Source organism: Providencia sp. PROV200 (genome assembly GCF_049901995.1).
Taxonomy (GTDB): Bacteria; Pseudomonadota; Gammaproteobacteria; order Enterobacterales; family Enterobacteriaceae; genus Providencia; species Providencia rettgeri_E.
In genome coordinates this window covers 3854665-3872895 of the sequence record NZ_CP096307.1, presented here as the reverse complement: position 1 = coordinate 3872895, position 18231 = coordinate 3854665, and the positions used below count along the sequence as shown (strand labels likewise).

Sequence of the window (18231 nt, the reverse complement as noted above, 5' to 3'; positions counted from 1 at the left end):
TTTTTTTTATTATTATCGATATTGAAAATAATATTTTTTATCTCATTATTTTATAAGCCATTTTATTTTTGTGGATTAAGACACTCACTAAACTATCCGTGTTTAGTGAGTGGCGAGATTGAATTAAATTTGTTTTAGAGCGATTTTTTGGATGTGAATCGCCGTATTGCCATATAAAAGACAGGGGTGAGTAATAAGCCGAAGAAGGTGACACCTAGCATCCCAAAGAAAACCGCAATTCCTACCGCTTGTCGCATTTCTGAGCCAGCTCCCGTCGCTAATACGAGAGGAATAACGCCAGCGATGAAAGCGAAAGAGGTCATTAATATAGGGCGTAGCCTTAAGTGTGAAGCTTCTAAGACAGCGGTTAGTGGGCTCTTCTCTTGTTTCTCTTGCGCGATTGCAAATTCAACAATCAAAATCGCATTTTTCGCGGCAAGGCCGACTAAGACAATGAAAGCGATCTGCGTGAAAATATTATTATCTCCACCGAGTAACCAAACTCCTGTAATTGCAGAAAGTAGCGCCATTGGTGCGATTAATAATACTGAGAATGGTAACGACCAACTGTTATATTGAGCAGCTAATATTAAGAAGGCAAATAATACCGCCAATGGGAAAATATAAAGTGCTGAGTTACCTGCCAATTGTTCTTGATAGGTTAAATCAGTCCATTCAAAACTCATCCCTTCAGGTAATGTTTCACGTAAGATTTTTTCCATTGCATCAGTTGCTTGACCAGAGGTGTAGCCCGGTGCAGCGTTTCCAGTGATATCAACGGAAGGATAACCATTATAGTGGATCACGCGATCAGGGCCATTTGTACGAGTTATCGTGACTAAAGTACTTAAGGGGATCATTTCGCCGTGTTTATTACGAACCTTGATCAGTTCAATATCGTTGGGATCCGTTCTAAATGGTGCATCCGCTTGGACAATTACACGGTAAGTTCGGCCAAAACGGTTGAAATCATTGACGTAGAGAGAACCCAAATTAATTTGTAAAGCATCAAAAATATCAGTCAATGGGACACCTTGAGACTTGGCTTTTTCACGATCAATATCGACATCTATTTGTGGGGAGTTCGTCTGAAAACTTGCCATCATTCCTGTTAGCTCTGGTGATTGCATCGCCTTCATAAGCACCTGTTCTTGAACTTGAGCTAATGCTTCAAAGCCTAGGTCAGCTCTATCTTCAATTTGTACCTTAAAACCGCCCATTGAGCCGAGCCCAGGTACGGGAGGTGGGGGGAATATACCAACAAATCCGTCAGGTATTTGGCTGAATTTTCCCATTAATCGTTCAGCTATTGCATCTGCAGACAAAGAGGGATCATCGCGCTCATCAAACGGTTTGAGCATGGCAAACATAAGGGCGGAGTTAGGTAAATTCACCGGCCCATTTACAGAGAGCCCCGGAAAAGCGACTACATTCTCAACCCCAGGTTCCATTAAGGCAAGGCGTGACATTTCTTTTACAACAGCTTCTGTTCTATCGAGAGAAGAACCTGGGGGGAGTTGAGCAACACCAATCAAATAATATTTATCTTGTGCGGGGACAAAGCCATTCGGTACGGCTTTGAAGCCTACCGCCGTTAATCCAACAAAGCCCAGATATAGCACTAATATAATTAAGCTTCCGCGAATACAACGGCGTACGATTTGAACATACCTGTTAGATAATGCATTGAAAAATATATTAAACTTGGCGAAGAAACGGCTAAATATTACATTGATAGCACGTGTCAGCCAGTCTAATTTAGCGCTACCCTCATGTGGTTTGAGTAAAATCGCACTCAGAGCGGGAGATAATGTCAGTGAGTTGATAGCTGAAATAATCGTTGAAATAACGATGGTTAATGAAAACTGGCGATAAAACTCACCTTGTAATCCAGATAAAAAGGCGGTGGGGATAAACACAGCGGCTAGAACCGAGGTTATAGCGAGAATGGGGCCTGTCACCTCGTCCATCGCTTTAAATGCGGCTTCTTTTGGGGCTAGGCCATTCGCGATATGCCTTTCAACATTTTCAACAACGACAATTGCGTCATCTACCACGATCCCTATTGAGATAACTAAACCAAATAGAGATAGAGTATTGAGAGAAAAACCAAATAGGTACATAAAGGCGAATGTACCGATTAACGAGACAGGTACAGCAACCAAGGGAATAATCGAGGCTCGCCAGCTTTGTAAGAATAAAACAACAACAAGAACGACGAGTATAGTAGCTTCAAGTAGAGTAATGGCAACAGACTTCAAAGATGCACTAACAAATACAGTCGGATCATAGGCGATTTTATAATCAATCCCATCGATGAAATGAGTTTGCAAGCGCGCCATGGTTTCTCTAACGGATTCGGCAACATCTAATGCATTCGCTCCTGGGCTCATGACAATTTGCAACCCAACGGCATTTTGTCCATTCAATAAGCTACGTAGTGAATAATTATCGGCCCCTAACTCTAGTCTGGCGACATCTTTTAAATACGTCGCTTGGCCATCTTTTCCTGAGTGAACAATAATATTGCCGAATTGTTCCTCGGTTGTTAGCCTCCCAAGTGCATTTATACTGACTTGAAAGGAGGACATTACGTTTGGTTGCTGCCCGATAGAGCCTGTAGCAACTTGAATATTTTGTTCTTGAATCGCAGTAACGACATCATTTGCAGTGAGCCCCAATGAAGCTATTTTGGTTGGGTCAATCCATGCGCGCATTGCATATTCACCCTCTCCCCATACTAATGCGCTGGCTATACCGGGTAATCTTGCTATCTCATCACGTACATTAAGCAATGTATAGTTAGAAACAAATAGGGGGTCGTAGACATTATTTGGTGAGTACATATGAACGACCATGAGTACATCAGGTGAAGTCTTCTCGGTAGTCACGCCTATTTGCTGCACTTCTTGAGGTAAACGAGGGATCACCCGCGATACCAAATTTTGTACTTGGATTTGAGCAATATCAGGGTCAACATCTTGTCTAAAGGAAATAGTGAGAACCATCTTGCCATCAGTAGACATTTGCGAACTCATATAGAGCATACCTTCGACACCATTTACGGCTTGTTCGATAGGAGAAGCGACTGTATCAGCAATCACTTTTGGCGTTGCTCCAGGGTAACTCGCAATAACCTGAACTGTCGGTGGTGTCACCGATGGATATTCGCTGAGTGGAAGTTTATAAAAGCTTAATATCCCTGCTATCAATATAAATATTGATAAAACCATAGCGAAAATAGGACGCTGTATAAAGAAGTGGGGAAACTTCATCATTGTTTCTCCTCAACTTCATTTGCCGTGATTGGCCCGCTATTATAATCAGGCATGACTTCCATACCGGGTCTAACAAGGCCCTTAATAATAATTTTCTCACCAGCAGATAAACCGTGATGAATGACCCTGAGACCATCAACCATGGAGCCTAATTCTACGGGGCGATATTCGGCTTTATTATTTTTATCAAGAACGAGAACATAGTTTTGTCCTTGATTAGACCCAATGGCTTGGTCATCAATTAAAATAGAAGGTGTTTTTTCTCCAATAGGAAGCTGTGCACGAATAAAAGCACCGGGTACCAACTTGCCATCTTTATTTGCAATAACCGCTCTAACTTTTACAGTGCCAGTCGTTCGTTCAACTTGGTTACCAATAAAATTAAGATGGCCAGTATATGGTGTACTTTTTTCATTTGGCAACTGTATGACCACGGGAGGTAAAGCGGGATCACGATTGTTTACCGTTGATGATTGTAAATTCGTGAGCTTATGAAAAGTGGCTTCATCAATATCAAAATAAGCATATATTGGGTCAATAGACACAATAGTGGTTAAAGGGGTAGCCTCATTTGTATCACCCCCTGTGACTAAGTTGCCTTCAGTAATAAATGCTCTATCAACCCGTCCTGTAATCGGGGAACTAATTTGGGTATAAGATAAATTTAATTTTGCAAATTCCACTGCGGCTTTGCTGGATCTCACTTGTGCATTATTTGCGGTGAGCAGAGAAAGGGCATCGTCATAATCCTTACGGGAAACCGCCCCTTTGTTGACCAACCCCTTTAAACGTTGATAATTTCTATTCGCTTGTGCAGCTAAAGCCTCTGCTTGGCTTAGCTTTCCTTCAGCCTCGAGTAGCGCGATTTGAAAGGGGTGAGGATCGATTTTAAAGAGCAAATCACCTTTTTTAACTAATTGGCCTTCTGGAATTTCCACCGAATTAATGCGCCCACCAACGCGAGGGCGCAAATCAACAATTTTGGGGGATGCTAAATAACCCGTAAATTCAGAAGATGGAATAATTTCACGTTGAACAACTTCTGCTACCGGTACTTTTGGAAGCATTGTGGAACTAGCGGTTTCTGGTTGATTATCACTATTTGTGTCTTGTGCGATGGCTAGGCCACTTATATTCATAGCCACAATAAGTGTGGCGTATATTCCAATTATCATTTTCATAATAAACCTTACCTAATTAATTGATTTAATTGTTAGCTTAAATTTTTAATAAAAAATGTTTTTGCAGGGTAAAGGTTACAGTAGTTGTAAGGTCAACATATTTAGTGAAATAAGAACACGGTGAAAGATTAAAATTTAGATAATATTAATATTTGGATAATTAATGGTTGAATGTCTTTTTTTTATTAAATTGAATTGTAATGTGTAAAGTTGAAATAAACTATTGACCTTGTATCTGCTTTAAGGTTTTTAATAATTATTATCAAGTTAAATACATAATTAAATAAGGGGTAACAATGAAAAACATGACTATGCTGTTAGTTTTAAGTTTAATGAGCTACCAAGCTTTAGCGTCAAGCAATAAGGTTGATTCTCCATTGGCTGAAAACACAGGAGTTGAAAGTCCTTTCTCTGAAGGGGAAAATAAAAAAATATTGGATTCAATTGCTTTGGTTGGGGATGCGAGTTTATCTTCAATCGAAATGCAAGCTAAGAAAAAGGCCAAAGAATTAGGTGCCAGTCGTTATAAAATAATTGGAGCAAGCGGTGAAACGCAACTTCGAGGCCATGTAATATTTTATCAATAAAACCAATCGTTTTATTAAGGATGAAAGCGATGAGTCATCACACTATTAGAGAGTATGTAATACAAGATATTATTTTGTGGATAAAAATGAATGTTGATAAACCACTTCAAATCGAAGAAATCTCTAGTCGTGCGGGTTATTCGAAGTGGTATTTTCAGCGTGTTTTTAAAGATACGATTGGTGTTAGTTTAGGGCAGTATTTGTTGAACAGTCGATTATTAAAAGTATCTGAAGATTTGAAAGGAACTGATGATAAAATTATTGATATTGCTTTTAGATATGGCTTTGATAGCCAACAAGAACTGACCCGCGCATTTAAGAAAAAATTAAAAATAACACCAGCGAAATATAGGAGAGAAAAGATAGTAAGGTATTATGCATAATTTAATGAATGCAGTTTACTAAAATAGTCATAGAATTAGTCACTCGGTTGACTGATTCTAGGCTAAGTCACATAAATAAGGGATAACTATTTCTTGACCTTGCAATGATGGTAAGGTTTACCATTATTTAAAACTTGAGATTATCTGTGCTTTTTAGGTAGTAAATGATGAAAATAGGCGAAATATCAAAGCTTTTTAATATTCCAAGAGAAACTCTCCGTTTCTATGAAAAAGAGGGGCTAATGACGCCACCTAATAGAAATGATAATAATTATAGAAGCTATAGTGACAATCATATTAAACGACTAAGGTTTATAAAAAATTGTCGTAGCCTTAATATGTCACATCGAGAAATAAAGAAATTATTAGACTTAGTTGATAATAATAGTGATGATTGCCAATTAGTTGAAGCAGTAATTAAAACTCATTTAATTAATGTTCAAAAAAACATAAAAAAATTAGTAATTTTAGAGCGAGAACTCATTATTTTGCAAGACCATAGCGATGAAATAGACCCGCGTCATAAATGTGGGATCATAAAAAATCTATTATCAGAAAAATTTTAATATGGTCGATTTATAAGGATAGCGAGGAAGGCTACCCTTATAAGTATATGGCTATAAGGCTTTCAACATCCGAATTTCGCAGTCGCTATGGCCGGTATTCCCTAATGGCTCATCAATAAATTCAAAACCTAATTTTTCATACAGCTTAATGGCCGCTTGGAGCTCTTTGGTTGTCTCTAAATAGCAGCGGGTGTAGCCATGAGCTTTAGCAAACTCGAGGGACATCAGTACGATTTGCTTAGCTAGGCCTTTGCCTCTGAGTACAGAAGACAGGTACATTTTTTGTAGCTCAGCGGTTTGGCTATCACCACCTGCAACTTGCGAAATACCGCCACCGCCAACAATTTCACCATCCATTTCCACCACCCAGTAAGCACTGCGCGGTTTGCTATAAACGTCAAATAAGGTATCTAAAATAGGGTCTGCAACGGCAAATCCTTTGTCTGCGGTTAAGCCATGCTCAGCGGAAACTTCGCGGATCACTGCGGCAATACCTGCGTTATCTTTTTGTTCGATAAGACGAATTTTGTAGTTTTGTGTTGTCATGTGAAACTCTTGATTATTATTGTGTACAACTCAGTGTAGAGAGAACCAGAAGGGAACTTCAATCTGAGAACTGCGAACGCAGTCGTTTGATGATACTCGAATAAAAAGCCCTTATCAACGAATCGATAAGGGCTTAAAAATGATTAGCTAATGAATAATTATAAAGAGGCGATGGTCACTTTTTGTGCTTCAATTTTCGCTTTTGCTTCAATATTGGCAGTTAAGCGTTCACGCTCTTTTTCAACAACGGCAGCAGGCGCACGGCTCACAAAACCTTCGTTAGCGAGCTTGCTTTCAATGGTTTCAATCTCTTTAACCACTTTTTCCAGCTCTTTATCTAAACGAGCCAGTTCCGCATCTTTATCCACTAAGCCTGCCATTGGGATCAGCAGCTCAGCACCGCCAACCAGTTTGGTGACAGAAACCGGCGCTTCTTCGCCTTCAGCCAGCACGCGGATGCTTTCTAAACGCGCCATCGACTTGATAAAGCTTTGGTTTTCTTCGATACGACGTTTCGCATCAGCAGAAGCACCACGCAGCATCACATCCAGTGGTTTACCCGGAGAAATATTCATTTCCGCACGAATATTACGAACGGCAATAATGGCCTCTTTGATCCACTCAAGGTCGCTCAGCGCAAGTTCATCCACTTTAGCCATATCGAACTCAGGGAACGCTTGCAACATAATGGTATCGGCATCAATGCCTTTAACCACTTTCACTCGCTGCCAGATGGTTTCAGTGATAAATGGAATGATTGGGTGAGCGAGACGCAGTAAACCTTCTAGCACTTCAATCAGCGTGAAACGTGCTGCACGGACTTGCGCTTCGTTACCTTTATGAACCGCGGGCTTAGATAGCTCTAAGTACCAGTCACAGAATTCATTCCATGTGAAATCATATAAAATACCTGCTGCGATATCATAACGGTGAGTATCTAACGCTTCACGGTAAGTTTTCACGGTCTGATTAAATTGCGCCATGATCCAGCGGTCAGCCAATGAGAAGCTCATTTCGCCACCGTTTTGGCCGCAATCTTGTCCTTCGGTATTCATTAATACAAAGCGGCTTGCGTTCCATAACTTATTACAGAAGTTACGGTAGCCTGACAGACGTTTCATATCCCAGTTGATATCACGGCCTGTTGATGCGAGTGCTGCTAAAGTAAAGCGCAGGGCGTCAGTACCGTGGGCTTCAATTCCTTCTGGATACTCTTTACGGGTACGTTTAGCGATTTTCTCAGCCAGTTGTGGCTGCATCATGTTGCCAGTACGTTTTTCGAGTAAGTCTTCCAGAGAAATACCGTCAATCATATCCAGTGGATCGATAACGTTCCCTTTGGATTTCGACATTTTTTGGCCTTCTTCATCACGGATCAGGCCTGTCATGTAGACGGTTTTAAATGGCACTTGTGGCTCGCCGTTTTCATCTTTGATGAAATGCATGGTCATCATGATCATACGGGCGATCCAGAAGAAAATAATATCGAAGCCACTGACTAATACATCCGTTGGATGGAAAGTTTTCAGTGCATCGGTATTTTCTGGCCAGCCTAAAGTAGAGAATGTCCACAGGCCAGAAGAGAACCACGTATCCAGTACGTCATCATCTTGGCGCAGCGCAACATCTGCACTTAAGTTGTTTTCACGACGAACTTCGTCTTCATCGCGGCCCACATAAACGTTACCTTTTTCGTCATACCATGCAGGGATGCGATGACCCCACCATAGTTGGCGAGAAATACACCAGTCTTGAATATCACGCATCCAAGAGAAATACATGTTTTCATATTGACGTGGAACGAACTGAATACGGCCGTCTTCTACGGCTTTGATCGCATCACGCGCTAATGGTTCGGTACGTACATACCATTGGTCAGTCAGCATTGGCTCAATAACTACGCCGCCACGGTCACCGTAAGGCACAGTTAAGTCATGCGGTTTAACTTCAACCAGCAGGCCGAGTTGTTCGAATTCTGCCACGATAGCTTTACGTGCAGCAAAACGTTCCATACCACGGTAAGCTTCTGGGATTTCACTGCTATATGCAGTCGATGGGTTACCGTTAGTATCAAAAATTTCTGCTTCATTACGGACGTTACCGTCTAAGTCCATCATGTTAATCATGGTTAACTGATGGCGTTTACCGACTTCGTAGTCATTAAAGTCATGAGCAGGGGTGATTTTCACACAACCGGTGCCTTTTTCCATGTCGGCGTGTTCGTCACCCACAATTGGAATACGGCGATTGATAATTGGCAGAATAATTTCTTTGCCAATTAAATCTTTATAGCGTGGATCTTCTGGGTTAACGGCAACACCGGTGTCCCCTAACATGGTTTCAGGACGGGTGGTCGCGACCACTAAATAGTCTTTGCCTTCAGCGGTTTTTGCGCCGTCAGCCAGTGGATAACGCAGGTGCCACATAGACCCTTTAACTTCACGGTTTTCAACTTCTAAGTCAGAAATTGCCGTGTGCAGTTTTGGATCCCAGTTAACGAGGCGTTTGCCACGATAAATTAGATTTTCTTTGTAAAGGCGAACGAATGCTTCTTTAACCGCTTTAGATAAGCCTTCATCCATGGTGAAGCGTTCGCGTTCCCAATCAACTGAGTCGCCTAAACGACGCATTTGTTGTGAAATGGTACCGCCAGATTCTGCTTTCCATTCCCAGATTTTATCAATGAACGCGTCGCGGCCGTAGTCGTGACGGTTTTTACCTTCTTCTGCTGCGATTTTACGCTCTACAACCATCTGAGTTGCGATACCCGCATGGTCTGTTCCCGTTTGCCATAAGGTATTTTTACCTTGCATACGTTGGTAGCGGATCATGGTGTCCATGATAGTTTGCTGGAAGGCGTGCCCCATATGCAGGCTGCCGGTGACATTCGGGGGGGGAATGACGACGCAGAAGCTGTCTTGGGTGGTATCCCCATTAGGTTTAAAATAACCGCTTTTCTCCCAGTGAGCATACAGAGACTGCTCAATTTCAGCGGGGTTATACGTTTTATCGAGCGAAGGCTCATTCATTGGGCTATCTGGTTTCTTTTCCATTATCTTTTTATATTCAGTAAGTTGGCGGCGCCGCCATAGTCAAATTGAAGCCGACGCTACGGTAAGTTTTATACCGTTCACGCGCCAACTGTTTTAAAGTTTCATCAATAGGTACGAAGTCTACCACTTCATGGAAAGCCGTGGCAAAATCTGCGAATTGATTTTGTAAATTAATCAGAATATCACGAGGAGTATTTCCCCGTTTAGCTGGCCAGCAAATTTCGATCGGTGCACCATAACGTGGCCCTTCACCCGCCAAATTGTGCGGGACAAACTGGTGCGGATCGCGTTGCCACAGGGCTTCATCAATCTTTTCAGCTTGTTGCTGTGTTTCGCAAGCAATCAAAACGCGCTTTCCACTGCGCCATAGCTGAGCCGCAAGCTCACAAGCAAGCCATTCATGGGCTTCATATTCCGCTTGTGGTGAGGGCTGCTGTAGCTGGTAAAATGTACCTTTTTTCATATGCCCGTCTATACCCGTCATACTTCAGTTTGCAGGGTTGTTGGTTATGTTCTTTTGGTGACTGAAAGCCAGATTATTTCTATGCTGAATTATAACCTTTTTTATAGCTGGCTCAAAATGGCTTTCTTGGCGTATCAAAAAACCAAAAATAATATCCCGAATCGCTATTGCTCATCGGGATATTTTTACGAGTGATATACCGCTAAATCACTAAATGGGATTAATCATCACCATTAAGGCCAGCACGGTTCAATAAGAACTGTGCGAGCATGGAAACAGGGCGACCAGTTGCCCCTTTCGCTGCGCCAGAACGCCAAGCAGTCCCTGCGATATCAAGGTGTGCCCAGTTATATTTCGTGGCAAAACGAGACAGGAAGCAACCTGCAGTGATAGCCCCTGCTGGACGCCCACCCGTATTGGCTAAATCCGCAAAATTCGGTGTGATTTGGTCAAAATATTCATCCGCTAATGGTAGACGCCATGCGCGGTCGCCCGCTTGCTCAGATGCATTTAACAGTTCGTGAGCCAGTGGGTTATGGTTTGACATCAAACCAGTATAGTGGCTACCTAATGCAATCACGCAAGCCCCGGTTAAGGTCGCAATATCGATAACCAGCTCAGGCTCAAAACGCTCAATATAGGTGAGAGCATCACACAGAACTAAACGGCCTTCGGCATCGGTATTGAGGACTTCAACGGTTTGCCCTGACATCGTCGTTAGGATGTCACCCGGACGATAAGCGCGGCCGCCTGGCATGTTTTCACAGCCAGCTAATACCCCAATCACGTTGATTGGCAGTTGCAACTCAGTGATAAAGCGCATGACGCCATACACACTTGCGGCACCACACATATCGTACTTCATTTCATCCATGCCTTCGGATGGCTTGATTGAAATACCGCCAGAGTCAAAGGTTAGACCTTTACCAAGTAAAACGATTGGCTTACTTTCAGGGTCTGAACTGCCTTTATATTCCATGATGGACATTAGCGATTCATTTTGTGAACCTTGACCCACCGCGAGATAGGCGTTCATTCCTAACTCTTTCATTTGCTCTTCACCAATCACTCGAGTGGTGAGTTTGCTATCTGAAATATCGGCTAATTGACGTGCTTGGGACGCTAAATAACCTGCATTACAGATGTTTGGCGGCATGTTACTTAAGTCTTTCGCTGCTTTCACCCCGGATGCAATAGCTAACCCGTGAGAAATAGCCCGCTCACCACTGGTTAATTCACGGCGTGTTGGTACATTGAATACCAGTTTACGCAATGGGCGGCGATGTTCTGTTTTATTACTTTTCAGTTGATCAAACACATACAGCGATTCTTTCGCTGTTTCGACAGCTTGACGAACTTTCCAGTAGTTATTGCGGCCTTTGACATGTAATTCAGTTAAGAAACAGACGGCTTCCATTGAGCCCGTTTCATTTAACGTACTGATTGTTTTCTGAATAATTTGTTTAAATTGGCGCTCATCTAATTCGCGTTCTTTACCACAACCGATAAGTAGAATGCGTTCAGACAGAACGTTGGGTACATGATGGAGTAGCAGGGATTGCCCCACTTTACCCTCAAGTTCGCCGCGGCGCAGCAGGGCGCTGATATATCCGTCACTTATTTTGTCCAGCTGTTCAGCAATTGGGGACAGACGGCGTGGTTCAAAGACTCCGACAACAATACACGCACTGCGTTGTTTTTCCGGGCTACCACTTTTTACACTAAACTCCATGCGTTCTCCTGAATCTTAAAGACAAAGGCCGATGCTCCCGCTAAAATTAGCGTTTCGCATGATCTACCTCATAGAGAATGAACTCTTTATGTTAAACTAACCATCTATACGCGAAATAGCTCACGTTGTATGCTGTTAATCGCAATACACCATGAAGTATGGCGGGTATATCTGGTTTCTCGAATATTAAGCATGTTCTGATATTTCTATCAGTACAGAGAATGCTTTTATATCATTGTAGCCATACAATAAACTAGAGTATATGTTAGTAAATGGCAGACATCGAACGAACTTAGCCATTTTCTTCCCAAAAGACAAGTTTTCACAGGCGTAATAAGCGTGATCATTATTAGATATTTGGTACGGGAAACCCTGAAAAGTCAGTTAGCCATACTTTTTGTATTGATGCTAATCTTTTTTAGTCAGAAGTCGATAGATATTCTTGGCGCAGCGGTTCAGGGCAATATTCCCTCAAACTTAGTACTTCCTTTGCTGGGGTTAGGTGTGCCTGAAATGGCGCAGCTTATCTTACCTTTAAGCCTATTCCTTGGGCTTTTGATGACCTACAGTAAACTTTATACTGAAAGTGAAATCACGGTAATGCACGCCTGCGGTTTAGGCAAAAGTGTTTTAGTGAAAGCCGCATTGGTCCTTGCCGTGATTACCGCGATGGTCGCGGTTGCTAACATTACGTGGATGCTGCCATGGTCGTCTCAATATCAAGAGCAAGTATTGGCGGATGCGAAAGCGAACCCAGGGCTAGCGGCCATGGTAGAAGGGCAATTTAAAACCACTAAAGATGGCAACTATGTGCTGTACATCGGTGATGTAAAAGGGAATAACTTTAGAAACGTATTTCTTGCTCAACTACGTGCTGCAAATGAACAACGGCCTTCTGTTGTGGTTGCGGATAGCGGCTATATGAAAGAAGACCCAGATGGCCGTCAAGTCGTTGTTCTAAATGAAGGAACTCGTTATGAAGGAACAGCGCTACTGCGCGATTTTCGCATAACTGACTTTGTTAATTACCAAGCCATTGTTGATCACCAAACGGCAGAAACGCGTAGTGACCGAGTCGAGCAAAAAAATATGTTGCAGCTGTGGTCTGAAAATACACCTGAAGTGAACGCAGAGTTCCATTGGCGTTTAACGATTGTTTTCTCTGTTGTTGTCATGGCTTTGATGGTTGTGCCGTTAAGCGAGGTTAACCCACGTCAGGGGCGGGTGTTGAGTATGCTTCCTGCAATGCTGCTGTACCTTATTTTCTTTCTATTACAGAGCACATTGCGTAATAGTGCCGATAAAGGCGACCTCGACCCAAGGTATACCATGTGGGCGGTGAATGTGGGGTATTTGATATTGGCGATCGTTTTAAATGCGTGGAATACCGTCCCAGTGCGCCGTATGCGTCTTAAATTGAGTAAAGGGGTTGCCTGATGTTTGGTGTTTTAGATAGGTATATCGGTCGAACCATCTTAAATTCGATTTTAGTGACGCTATTTCTGCTCGTTTCACTGGCAGGGATCATTAAATTTGTCGAGCAGCTTCGCAAAGTAGGCGATGGCGACTATACGGCATTGAGCGCAGGTGTATTCACCTTATTAACTGTCCCAAAAGATATTGATATTTTCTTCCCAATGGCGGCATTGTTGGGCGCACTCATGGGGCTAGGTGCACTGGCTTCACGTAGTGAGCTAGTGGTCATGCAAGCTTCCGGCTTTACCCGATTACAAATTGCATTATCAGTGATGAAAACGGCAGTTCCATTGGTCATTGTCGCTATGTTTATCGGTGAGTGGATTGCGCCGGCGGGTGAGCAGTGGGCAAGAAACTACCGCGCAGAAAAAATTGTGGGTAACTCATTAGTGGTGACCGATGAGGGGATGTGGGCAAAAGATGCTAATGATTTTATCCATATTCAGCGGATTAATAATGCGACCTCGATTCAAGATGTTTCGGTTTACCGCTTTGATGATCAACGTAAGTTGAAGTCAGTCATGTTTGCCGCAAACGGTGAGTATGACGCAACAAATCAACTTTGGGTTTTATCTCAAGTGGATGAGTCAATTTTAAGTAGTGAGAAAAAAATCACAGGTTCACAGCGACTCACTGTAGATTGGAAAACCAATCTGACCCCAGAAAAACTGGGTATAGTTTCACTGAATGCTGACTCGTTATCCATTCGGGGCTTGTATCAATATGTCTCGTATTTAAAAGAGAGTGGTCAAGTCGCTGCGGTTTATGAACTCAGTATGTGGAAAAAAATATTAGCGCCATTATCCGCTGCCGTCATGATGCTAATGGCCGTCTCATTTATTTTTGGGCCACTGCGAACCGTACCGATGGGAGTGCGGGTTATTTCAGGTATTGTGGGTGGGTTCTTGTTTTACGTTCTTAACCAAGGGTTTGGTAACTGGAGTTTGGTTTATTCGGTCCCCCCTATCATTGCCGCTGTTTTACCGAGTTTGCTGTTTTTGATTGTGAGTATTGTTTTACTAGTCAAACGAAAATAATGGCAGGCCAATGAAAAATAAAAAACGGTAGTAACTTGAACAGTCTACCGTTTTTTATTATTAGCCAAACAGTGCGTAACCTAGAGCGCTGATATAGGTTAATAACCCAGTTTGTGGTTGGAATAACTTTTTCCTGACGATAGATGTATTTGCTGGGTTATCAATAATCGCTAAAATATTTTCGCCACTGCGATTAGCCAGTTGTTGAGCAAGGGAAAACATTCCCCCACACAGACTACTATGGGCTTTGAATCTAAACGCTTTCTGACATTTTTCACGATAAATTCGCCTCTCTTCTTGCCGATAAGCTCGAATAGCCTGCATTTCAAAATCGCCTAAATACTTACAAGGAAATAGAGGGCTAATTGGTTTCTCTTCGATGTGTTGGGAATATTTAACTTTGTGGTTTTTAATGTTATTGAGGATACTCGTCAATTCGGATTGACTTGTTTTATGGGCCAGAGTGGGATGGCTACTGGGTGATGTCGCGTAATTTTTAGTTCTCATTTTAGCTTTGCAGTTGTGGATAAAGTAGCTAAAAGATTACCGAGAAGATTAGATAATTGATTCTAAAAATGAATAGTGAAATTATTAAAAACAGCCTGAATATCTCAGGCTGTTGTCGCAATTAACGTGATAATACGGGTAAATCCACGTTTTAAGGTCGGGGTGTAACTCGCCATTGTTTGTAATGCTTCGGCGGTACTCCTTCAATGTTTCCCATAAGCGTGGTTAGTAGACAATGAGGCTACTAGTTCGTTAACGCCAATCGTTAATTTACTGAATTTACTGTTATCTTTGCGGGTCATTACTACAAATACCCCAATATTTTGCTGTGGGATCATTGCCATATAGGTATTAAACCCGCCACCACCACCGGTTTTCTGATAAATTCCCGGAGTGCCATTTTTAGGTTTCATATACACCCACCCAAGGCCGAGTCCATCAGCATGGCCTGCAACATCCATCCCTTTAATTTCTAAAAGCTTTTCACGTGGGAAATAGATACCTTGTTCACGGGCTGCTGTGACTTTTCTTAAGTTACTGTCTGTCGATAAAAATTGTTGCATCCATTTTTGCATATCTGCAGGGGTAGAATACACACCACCACTGCCTGCTGCTGCGAGTGTGTTATGGCAAGGGCTGGGTTTCGTTCCTTCCATTAAACGGGCACATTGAGCATTATTTGGCGTGTAAGTGGTATTTGTCATCTTAGCCGGAGACGTCACATAATGGCTAAATAACTGCGGATAGGAGTGCCCAGATGCTTTAACCATCGCATCAGCGAGTAAATCATATGCAAGGTTGGAGTAGGACGCTTCTGTCCCCGGTGTTGCATCTAACTTGCCTGTTTTTAGCCATGTCCAGCGGTTATCTTGAGTTGGCCAAATAAAAACAGGGCGCCCCCATTTCCCACCGGGTTGTTCGCGAGGTAACCCACTGGTATGGCTTGCTAAATGGTATAAGCGAATAGGTTGCCCACTGGCATTATCAGGAATAGTAACACCGTGGTAGGCATATTGTTGCAACGGATCAGTAATTAACAGTTTCTTATCTTGCTCGAGCTTAATTAATATTTCGCTTGTCATTAATTTGGTAATTGATGCAATACGAATTAATGAATTAGGGCCCGGTTTTTTACCATTACCCGGTGCGGTTTCACCATAATAGCGCGATAACGCCTGATTATTATCAATAACAATGATAGCCATGCCCCGTGCATTGCTTTCATTAAAAATGCGATTAGTATATAAGTCGACAATCTTAGCGACACGCTCGTAAGTCCTTCTATCTCCCTCAAAAACCTGCCAGTCTGAGGATTCAACATCATTACTTTGCAGAAATTTTGGTGCTTTTTCTGTCTTACTTGAACATGCCATTAACACTAAAGATAATGCAGATACAGACAGAACTTTTAGAAATGATTTCTTCATGTTGGAAGCCAGCCGATATGATTGTTTGCAAATAGCCTTTCAGCCAATATTATTTTTTCTTAGCGAAAATCTTCATTACGACACCAATTAAGATGCCAATAAAGATACCTGTTGCTATCCACCCAACAAAACCCATGATTAAACCTTAAATATTGACATTAGATTGCAGATAAACTAACAAAAATAATGACCTGCCGCCAGTCACAGAGCCTCGCGATAAGAAAAATAATTTGGGAGAAGTTAACATACTCATTAATCGAGATATAAACAAAAGAAGCTTTCCCAATGATTTTATTAAATCTAGGGAATATGCTTTTTTTTTAATCGAACAAACTGTAACTTCACGAATAAGTGTTGCCAGTAGACACAAGGCAAGTATAATGGCAGCGTTTTCCAAGAAACACATCACTTCGTGCCGGAGTGGCGGAATTGGTAGACGCAGTTGATTCAAAATCAACCGCCTTCGGGTGTGCCGGTTCGAGTCCGGCCTTCGGCACCATAAGAACATCAAGAGACGTCAACCGACGTCTTTTTTTGTATCTGAAATCCCAGTTTTACAAGGCTTTTCCCCACTTTTCAGTCTTCCCAAGTATACTAAGGTCAACCCACATCAAGTACCTACTGTTGGTATATGTGTTGGTATCTCTCGATTCGATAATAGTTTGTACCAACAGAAGGAGATAAATCATGGCTCTTACTGATGCTAAAGTCAGGGCTGCCAAGCCTTTGGATAAATCGTATAAATTGACTGATGGTGATGGTATGCACTTGATGGTACATACCAACGGCTCAAAATATTGGCGTTTACAGTATCGCTTTGGCGGTAAGCAAAAAATGTTAGCTCTGGGTATCTATCCTGAAATCTCACTCGCAGAAGCCAGGGAGAAAAGAGATGCTGCCAGAAAGTTAATTGCTAATGGTTTTGATCCAAGCGAAAAACGCAAAGAAGTGAAAGAAGAGCAACAAAAGGAATTTAATACCTTTGAGAAGGTAGCTCGTGATTGGCATGCAACTAATAAGAAGTGGTCAGAAGGGCATAGCCATCGAGTGCTAAAAAGCCTTGAGGACAATATTTTTGCTGCTATTGGTAAACGTAATATTGTTGAACTAAAAACTCGAGATCTACTCGAACCGATTAAAGCCGTAGAGATGTCTGGACGTCTTGAGGTGGCTGCACGTTTACAACAACGTGTGACAGCCATTATGCGTTATGCTGTGCAAAGCGGTTTAATCGACTATAACCCTGCACAAGATATGGCTGGTGCAGTTGCTACGGGTAAACGAGTCCATAGAGCGGCATTAGAACTTAAACGCTTACCTGAGTTTTTACAACGCATTGATGGTTATAAGGGAAGACCTTTAACTAAACTTGCAGTCAAACTTACCTTGTTAGTCTTCATTCGTTCAAGTGAACTGCGTTTCGCCCGTTGGGATGAAATCGATTTTGACAATGCGATGTGGACGATCCCTGCTGAACGCGAAGCGATAGAAGGGGTGAAACACTCACATCGTGGATCAAAAATGCGCACTACCCATTTAGTTCCTTTAAGTAGACAAGCCATTGAGGTCTTAAAACAGATCTATCAATTCAGCGGCAACCATGAGCTGATTTTTATTGGCGATCATAACCCTAGAAAACCTATGAGTGAAAACACGGTAAACAATGCATTACGTGTGATGGGCTATGATACGAAGACGGAAGTCTGTGGTCATGGGTTTAGAACAATGGCCTGTAGTTCGTTGATTGAGTCAGGGCTATGGTCGAAGGATGCAGTAGAAAGGCAAATGAGTCATCAAGAACGTAACTCAGTAAGAGCTGCTTATATTCATAAGGCAGAACATATTGAGGAAAGGCGACTGATGGTACAGTGGTGGGCAGATTATCTGGATGCGAATAGGGAGAAGGAGATTCCGCCGTTTAGTTTTGCGAAATAAAGCAACGAGATAGTGTGAGGCATGCAGATACAGTTTTACATACCTTGCTAAATGCTCATC

General features: G+C 42.2%; 14 protein-coding genes and 1 tRNA gene. 7 read left to right on the top strand and 8 right to left on the bottom strand.

Going from position 1 to position 18231, the window contains the following annotated elements; all coding sequences use genetic code 11:
* Positions 1-134: 134 nt before the first annotated feature.
* Both M1E86_RS17835 and M1E86_RS17830 read right to left on the bottom strand, forming a co-directional pair.
* Positions 135-3275 carry an efflux RND transporter permease subunit gene (locus M1E86_RS17835; RefSeq protein WP_213913418.1) on the bottom strand — a complete coding sequence of 1047 codons (3141 nt, stop codon included), beginning with the start codon at positions 3273-3275 and terminating at the stop codon, positions 135-137.
* Positions 3275-4459 (bottom strand): efflux RND transporter periplasmic adaptor subunit, encoded by a 1185-nt coding sequence (locus tag M1E86_RS17830; RefSeq protein ID WP_213913349.1) that lies wholly within the window; start codon positions 4457-4459, stop codon positions 3275-3277. The genes M1E86_RS17835 and M1E86_RS17830 overlap by 1 nt, the downstream gene beginning before the upstream one ends.
* A 296-nt stretch (positions 4460-4755) precedes the next feature.
* On the opposite strand from M1E86_RS17830, the gene M1E86_RS17825 reads away from it, so the two are divergent.
* The 3 genes from M1E86_RS17825 (at position 4756) to M1E86_RS17815 (ending at position 5995) form a co-directional block, all read left to right on the top strand.
* Positions 4756-5046, top strand: coding sequence for a DUF1471 domain-containing protein (locus tag M1E86_RS17825; RefSeq protein WP_213913348.1), 291 nt, complete (start codon positions 4756-4758; stop codon positions 5044-5046).
* Between the two features lie 29 nt (positions 5047-5075).
* Positions 5076-5429 carry a helix-turn-helix domain-containing protein gene (locus M1E86_RS17820; protein WP_213913347.1) on the top strand — a complete coding sequence of 118 codons (354 nt, stop codon included), beginning with the start codon at positions 5076-5078 and terminating at the stop codon, positions 5427-5429.
* A 164-nt stretch (positions 5430-5593) separates the two neighbouring features.
* Complete coding sequence (locus tag M1E86_RS17815) at positions 5594-5995, top strand: MerR family transcriptional regulator (protein WP_426099192.1); 402 nt, start codon at positions 5594-5596, stop codon at positions 5993-5995.
* 51 nt (positions 5996-6046) lie between these two features.
* Here the strand turns inward: M1E86_RS17815 and M1E86_RS17810 are convergent, their stop codons facing one another.
* The 4 genes from M1E86_RS17810 to pepA form a co-directional block, all read right to left on the bottom strand.
* Complete coding sequence (locus tag M1E86_RS17810) at positions 6047-6541, bottom strand: GNAT family N-acetyltransferase (protein WP_125890630.1); 495 nt, start codon at positions 6539-6541, stop codon at positions 6047-6049.
* Positions 6542-6699: 158 nt separating this feature from the next.
* A complete protein-coding gene (locus M1E86_RS17805; protein ID WP_213913416.1) occupies positions 6700-9570 on the bottom strand; it encodes a valine--tRNA ligase in 2871 nt (956 codons plus the stop codon).
* A 37-nt stretch (positions 9571-9607) separates the two neighbouring features.
* Complete coding sequence (locus tag M1E86_RS17800) at positions 9608-10057, bottom strand: DNA polymerase III subunit chi (protein ID WP_125890628.1); 450 nt, start codon at positions 10055-10057, stop codon at positions 9608-9610.
* 220 nt (positions 10058-10277) lie between these two features.
* Positions 10278-11789, bottom strand: a complete 1512-nt coding sequence (pepA, locus tag M1E86_RS17795) for a leucyl aminopeptidase (protein WP_102138169.1) — start codon at positions 11787-11789, stop codon at positions 10278-10280.
* Positions 11790-12128: 339 nt separating this feature from the next.
* Between pepA and lptF the strand changes: the two genes are divergently transcribed.
* Both lptF and lptG read left to right on the top strand, forming a co-directional pair.
* Positions 12129-13226 carry an LPS export ABC transporter permease LptF gene (gene lptF / locus M1E86_RS17790; RefSeq protein ID WP_125890627.1) on the top strand — a complete coding sequence of 366 codons (1098 nt, stop codon included), beginning with the start codon at positions 12129-12131 and terminating at the stop codon, positions 13224-13226.
* Positions 13226-14302: an LPS export ABC transporter permease LptG gene (lptG, locus tag M1E86_RS17785; protein WP_125890626.1), complete on the top strand. Its 1077-nt coding sequence runs from the start codon at positions 13226-13228 to the stop codon at positions 14300-14302. The genes lptF and lptG overlap by 1 nt, the downstream gene beginning before the upstream one ends.
* A 60-nt stretch (positions 14303-14362) precedes the next feature.
* Here lptG and M1E86_RS17780 read toward each other — a convergent pair whose 3' ends face one another.
* Together M1E86_RS17780 and ampH are read right to left on the bottom strand one after the other, a co-directional pair.
* Entirely contained in the window at positions 14363-14809 is a 447-nt protein-coding gene (locus M1E86_RS17780) for a hypothetical protein (RefSeq protein WP_213913346.1), read from the bottom strand.
* Between the two features lie 203 nt (positions 14810-15012).
* Positions 15013-16236: a D-alanyl-D-alanine-carboxypeptidase/endopeptidase AmpH gene (gene ampH / locus M1E86_RS17775; protein ID WP_213913345.1), complete on the bottom strand. Its 1224-nt coding sequence runs from the start codon at positions 16234-16236 to the stop codon at positions 15013-15015.
* Between the two features lie 414 nt (positions 16237-16650).
* Between ampH and M1E86_RS17770 the strand changes: the two genes are divergently transcribed.
* Together M1E86_RS17770 and M1E86_RS17765 are read left to right on the top strand one after the other, a co-directional pair.
* Positions 16651-16735 (top strand) — tRNA-Leu (locus tag M1E86_RS17770).
* Between the two features lie 188 nt (positions 16736-16923).
* Positions 16924-18171, top strand: coding sequence for a tyrosine-type recombinase/integrase (locus M1E86_RS17765; RefSeq protein ID WP_426099191.1), 1248 nt, complete (start codon positions 16924-16926; stop codon positions 18169-18171).
* Positions 18172-18231 lie beyond the last annotated feature (60 nt).